This window comes from Myxacorys sp. (genome assembly GCF_059501405.1).
Genome location: NZ_JCACCM010000197.1, coordinates 1 through 5,877, shown reverse-complemented (window position 1 = coordinate 5,877; position 5,877 = coordinate 1). Strand labels below are relative to the sequence as shown.

5 protein-coding genes are annotated in these 5,877 nt (G+C 44.7%); 2 read left to right on the top strand and 3 right to left on the bottom strand.

The window, feature by feature from the left end; translation table 11 throughout:
• Positions 1–58: 58 nt before the first annotated feature.
• Complete coding sequence (locus AC5I6P_RS28715; protein WP_495697203.1) at positions 59–205, bottom strand: hypothetical protein; 147 nt, start codon at positions 203–205, stop codon at positions 59–61.
• Positions 206–1,703: 1,498 nt separating this feature from the next.
• On the opposite strand from AC5I6P_RS28715, the gene mobF reads away from it, so the two are divergent.
• A complete protein-coding gene (mobF, locus tag AC5I6P_RS28710; RefSeq protein ID WP_495697202.1) occupies positions 1,704–3,194 on the top strand; it encodes a MobF family relaxase in 1,491 nt (496 codons plus the stop codon).
• The gene (locus tag AC5I6P_RS28705) at positions 3,191–4,153 is read left to right on the top strand and encodes an AAA family ATPase (RefSeq protein ID WP_495697201.1); all 963 of its coding nucleotides are present in this window, start codon (positions 3,191–3,193) and stop codon (positions 4,151–4,153) included. Before mobF ends, AC5I6P_RS28705 begins: the two co-directional genes overlap by 4 nt.
• A 40-nt stretch (positions 4,154–4,193) precedes the next feature.
• Here AC5I6P_RS28705 and AC5I6P_RS28700 read toward each other — a convergent pair whose 3' ends face one another.
• On the bottom strand, positions 4,194–4,409 hold the full coding sequence (locus tag AC5I6P_RS28700; RefSeq protein WP_495697200.1) for a hypothetical protein: 216 nt from the start codon (positions 4,407–4,409) through the stop codon (positions 4,194–4,196).
• 307 nt (positions 4,410–4,716) lie between these two features.
• The gene (locus AC5I6P_RS28695; protein WP_495697199.1) at positions 4,717–5,859 is read right to left on the bottom strand and encodes an NB-ARC domain-containing protein; all 1,143 of its coding nucleotides are present in this window, start codon (positions 5,857–5,859) and stop codon (positions 4,717–4,719) included.
• Between the last annotated feature and the right edge of the window lie 18 nt (positions 5,860–5,877).

The window sequence follows — 5,877 nt, the reverse complement described above, 5'->3', positions numbered from 1 at the left end:
GAATTCACCGTCCTCACTAGCTTTCCAGCTTCTTAGTTTTGTCAGTCAAGCAGGGTCGCTACATCAAAAGATCGATCACCATTGACAAGGTAAGCCCGAACGCGGCACCTAAGACAAACACCCGAAGGATTTCAGGATCGACGCCATCGAACTCATCAAATTGCCAATATTGAAGCCACGATCGCCAAGGACTCTGCTTCTTCATGTCCTGCCTCATCAAAAAGAGCGGTGCAAACTCAAATGAGTTCACTCACCGCTAAGAAGTTAAAGTAGATAATTCTCCGAATTAAGAATCATCCTGCTCTTCTACCTAGATCATCGAAAGAACCGTGTCCGGCTCGCTCTTCTCAGAACGATGTAACACGTTAGAAGAAAACCAAGCCAGAAAAGCTTCCCTAACCAGTTTTCTCCTAGTTCCTCCGGCACTTGTGGAAGTTTGGAAAATATATCGGGATTGGCTGATACAAATATACGAGCCAAGCCGATAGGAATTAAGCAGTATAAAAATGTGCGAAACACATTTATCTCTCTAAAGGGAGCCTCAGAATAGACTATTTCTGATGACTCTCGTTTTTGCCAATGTCGATCGTTCCTTGAGTGCTGCGAACACTCGCAAGACCAATCGACGCTTCTTTCGGTCAGTATTCTTGGAAAGAGAAACTCTTTCTAGGCACTGACTTTTTTTATTTGTAGCTTCGTAAAGGTGTCCCAGTCGTAACCGAGCGTGCTTGTGTCAGACACCTCACCCAAAAAGAACCAAAAACACGAAACCGACAAGCAACACAAATTAAGTTGATTATAGCAACATTGAAATGGTAAAAGTGCACTTGCTCAACGGAATTCTTTAATTAATTTTTCTCACCGCAAAGTGAGCAAAGCCTAAACACTCGTAGACATATTGAATAAAAGACAATAAAAGGGATTGATTGATGAAAGTAGCAGTTGCTGTCTACAGCTTGTAGACATGCAAGAAAGCTTACTCTACAAAGCTTTTTAGGCGTTTTTGTTGTACCTTTGTTAGTGCATAAGGTGCGAGAAGGATTTTCTTTAAATGATTGCTTACTACATCAACTACGGTAAATCTTTCGCGCTGTGTTTTTTTGAAAGACTCTTGGCTTAAAAGCTTTATAGAGGTTCTACACAGCCGTGACAAAAAAGTGCAAGCACGCGGTGGATGGCCGAGCTGCCTTCAAGCCCTAGGCGAAATAATTTGTCTCTTCGGTACTTAAACGTAAGCGATAATGTTAGATGTTACGGTCAATGTTTCGCAATAAGTTCCACACGATGTCACAGGGTTGTTTCCTTACTACGTTACGGAATTGTTTCTAGTTTGCATTACTGCATTTATTGCAAGAGAAGCTTAACGTATTTGCGCTAATTTAGAGGCCGCTTTCTTGTGCTTTTGTACTAACGAAACTGTTAGTGTGCCAGCGTTAACTTTCTGTTACTTTCTGCGATACTACTGTCGAAACACCCTTGAAACAAAACGCGGTAAAATTTGTGAAACGTTGTGGTAACAACAAGTGAAATAATCTGTGGAAACATGCACATAAATTTCAATCGATAGTTCGATTGAAATTTATGTGAAAACTTCTTTAATAAATTTCTAGGAGCTATCTCTCACTTCATCCCTTTTGTATTGATCCAAGCAATTGCTTTAGCCACTACAGTAGAGGTGGCCCTTTTGCCTCTTTTTAAGAAAAATGCTCACCGTTTCAAAACTCGGTGCCCATTCCTACTCCTATTTCATTCGACAATGTCAAGTCACCGATTCAGAGCAGTCCTTTGACCCTTCTTTAGCTGGAGAGCCTAAAGGGGTGTGGCTCGGGAAAGGTGCTGAAGCTTTGGGCCTCTACCATGAAGTAAAAGCAAAAGACCTACAGCATCTATTAAATGGCTTTGATCAAGACGGAGAAAAACTTGTTACTAATGCTGGGTATCGAAATCATACCCCTGGCTGGGGTTTGGTGTTTGCAGCCCCCAAATCTCTATCGCTTACCTGGGCACTTTCTTCACCCTCCGTACGGGTAAAGATTGAGGCTCTACATCTTGAATCAATTCAAAAGGCCGTTGACTATTTTGAGTCTCAAACCGTCTCTCGGCGCAGCGCTGGTGGAATTGAGCGATTACCGGTGAAATTAGTCGTTGCCTGCTTCAATCACTCAACCAATCAAGCCGGAGACGTACACCTCCATAGCCATTGTCTCGTGACGAATACTGGAATTGGTGTTGAGCAAGAATTTTCCGGAGCCCTGCAAAGTCGAATTCTTTATCGCTGTCAGAAAGCAGCAGGTGCGCTCTATCGGGCTGAGTTAGCAGCAAAGCTTCAATCCGAATTAGGCTTTCAGATTGCTCGTGTGGGTGACTCGTTTGAAATTGAGCCATTTTCAAGAGAGAAAGGGATTTATCGATCGCTCCTGAACACACTTTCTTCTCGCAGAGTTGAAATTGAGCGCTACGAGCCAAAGTCTCCGGCAGAGACCGAACGGGTTGCGAGAGCCACGCGCCCGCCCACCAAAGAACTTAAATCGCGGCAAGAGGTGATTACCTCTACGTGTGAGCTCGCTGCACAGTATGGCCTAACTCAGAAGCGGATTGAAGGCTTGCTTCACCCTCCACGAGAGCAAGGCTTGATCAAATCAAAGTGGGCAGAATGGCAAACAATGCGAGAGGCCAGAACGGCAGTCGTGAAATTTCAAAGCCATTTCTCAGAGCGTGATTTGGTCTTTCATTTGGCAACAGCAGCCCAAGGGCGAGGTATTAAGGCAGAGCGGGTTAGAGAGCTCGCCCAGAAAATTCTTCTTAGTCCCTATATTCGCCCAGTAGGTGAAGTAAACGGCGATCGGCGCTACACCACAGAAAGAATCTATCAGCAGGAAAAAGCCTTACTTTCTTCGATTGAGAAAATTCACGCCCGCTCGCTCACTGTCAAGGGTAAAACTGTTGACCAGGTCATCCAGAGGAACGCTCAATTGTCTCCTGAGCAATCGGCGGCACTTCGACACCTTTGTACTGGTTCAGCTGGCCTTAAAGTCATCAGCGGCCTCTCTGGAAGTGGAAAAACTCAAGTAGTGGGAGCCCTTGCTCAGGCATTATATCAATCTGGGTATCACGTCATCGCTCTTTCTCACACGAACCAAGCAGCTCAACAGGTAAGCGATCGCACGCCCCTCGCCCTTCGCTCTTTCAGTTGACGGATTCACCCAAACATTTCTCAGTCGGGCAATTTCTCTGGGGAGTAGAGCAAAAGCGCTTCTCGCTGTCCCGATCTTCGGTTGTGATTGTCGATGATGCGCAAAAACTTTCGCTCACTCAAATCAGTACCCTTACTGCTTTAGTCGACCGTGCAGGAGCCAAGCTCATTTTCTCTGGCGATACCAAAGTTAGGCAGTTTAGCGGGGCCTTTCAAGCGATCGCAAAACGACATGCGCCGGTTGAACTTACTGAACTTCATCGCCAGGCAAAGGAGTGCGATCGGGTATTTGTGCAAGCCATGGCAGATGGAAAGACTCTCGAAGCATTAAAGGACTTAGCGCAGCGCAATCAATTAACCCTTAGCTCCAGCCGAAGTGAAGCGATTAAAATAACGGTAAATCAATGGGCGACACAGGCAATTAATGATTTAAAGAATCATGTATTGATTTCTGATTCAGCAGAAAATGTGCGGGACCTAAATGTAAGCGCCCAAGCTACCCTAAAGCAGCAAGGCGTGTTACAGGGAACTTCCCTTCAGGCCGGATTACTGAATGTCTACGTCGGAGATCGAATTCGGTTTACTCAGAACCGGCGACTAGATGACATTTACAAAGGGGATGGAGCAACAATTCTAAAACTTAACCGAATCATGCAATCGGCAACAGTTGAGCTTGATAACGGGAAGCGGCGAGTCATATCCCTAAAGGATGCAACAGGGATTGAGCTAGGTTATGCCGTGCGCTCTACTCAAGTGAATGCTGCTCCCAAGTATGCTCATGTGCTGACTGAGGCCATCAGTAAAGAGCAGACGCTTGATCACGTCACCCAATTTCGGGAAGGCCTCTATCTCAACACATGGCGCAATGATGATCCCCTCATGCACGAGGTAGCTCACACGATGCGTCAGGAGCGAAGTCAGCAGCTTGCGATCGATGTGGAGTTGGAGCGGGAGCGATAACCTTAATCTAAATTAAGGCAGTCTGAGAGCAGTGTGCAGCTTAATCAGCGGAGAATTCAGAGGTGGAACTAATTTGCTGTCCCTTAAGAAAATCTTCTAGGCCTGCGCGAGTCGCCTCAGCTATTCGTCGTTCAAAATCATCTAACGCATCATCCTTCTCTGCAAGAAACGAGAGTCCTATGAGTTTATAGAGGTTAGCTTCATGGACGGGATTACTAATGTCTTCAAGACTAAAACTATAATTTAGTTCTCGCATTTTCCTTCCCTGCCACGTTGCGGCTATGCTATAGCGACGCGTTAACTCATAGAAATGAACAATTCCATCGTGTGCAACGATAGTATCTTCATCGCACTGCCATTCAGAATTTTCACATCTTTGCTCAATTTGCTTAATGCTAGCCTAATACTTATCAGTTTCTAACTTTTTAGCGCTGGCAATTGTACAGATTTCCCTAGCTGCCTCGACCCAGATCTGAGAGGCAATTGTTTGCATTTTGGTTTCGCTGTTGAGCGTTTCCCAACATCCTTGCCCCTTATCCTTGCCCCTCAGAAATGCCCATATATTAAACATCGCGCTTCTTTTTGTATCTGAAATACTCTAGGACAAGTGGATGAATGCGATATCGTAACCCTCTATCGTCTAGTTCCTTCAATAAGCTATAGGCGATAAATGTCCGCCTTGATCCGCGTAGTTGATCTCTACGCAACTTGCGCAGAGGAGAGAGAGACCTGTTGCTGGCTGCCAGTTTTTGCTTGAACTCCTCAACCAACGTCCAAGACAGGAAATCAGTATCTCTGAATCCTATCCCTATTATCTTTCCAAGAAGTTTGTCGTTTTCACTTAAGATATTCCATGTCAAATCCAACGCTGCAACTAAGCCCCTCCTCGCTGTGGCTCCAATTCTTGTCTCTGCCCTAAATATAAACCCTTCATGTTCTACGAGATCTGAGTCTTCTGCTAGTTGGTTCAGTTCTTCAAGCAGACTAAGTACATCTACTTCCTTGTTAATTTGCAGATAGGTCCCTAAACATTCAAGTCCTAGCGGTAGATTTCCAACCCGCTCACAAAGGCGAGTTACAACGTCTATCGTAGACTCAGAGACTCGTTCATCTTTAACCAGGTATTTTAGAAGTTTCAGCGCATCAACAGTCTTAAGTTCATCAACATCAATACGCTCAAGATGAAGCTTTCCTGTATCCGTATAGCGGGATGTAACTAATAACCTAAATCTCGTAAAACGACTTAATTCATCTAAAAAACTTCTTAAGTATTCGTATATTTGAATATCATCAATAATGATAAGAACTTTCTCGTCAGAGTTTTGCTCCCAGCTCGAAAGACAGTATCGCAATTGCTCTACAGGTGACCTTCGATCATCAGGAATTCGGATATGGAGAATAGAACGAGCGAAGGTAGTAATTTCGTTTGCAATTAAATCAAAAATTTCCTTCTCGCCAGCAAATTTCTCCCCGTTTGTGGAAATCCAGAAAATTCCATCTGAGAAATTCTGCATACTTTCATAAGCGAACTGGATAGCTAGTTCCGTCTTTCCTGCTCCAGCCATTCCACTGAGCGCGATCGCAGCTCCTGAGATCTCTAGCTGTTTCTGCACTTTCTCCAAGAGTTCTTGCCGTCCAAAAAATCCTTCTTGCTTTACCCCCCTAAGCGGCAGAGCTAATTCATTGTATGAGGAGGAAAAGAGCATCAATGGCATGCGCTACTC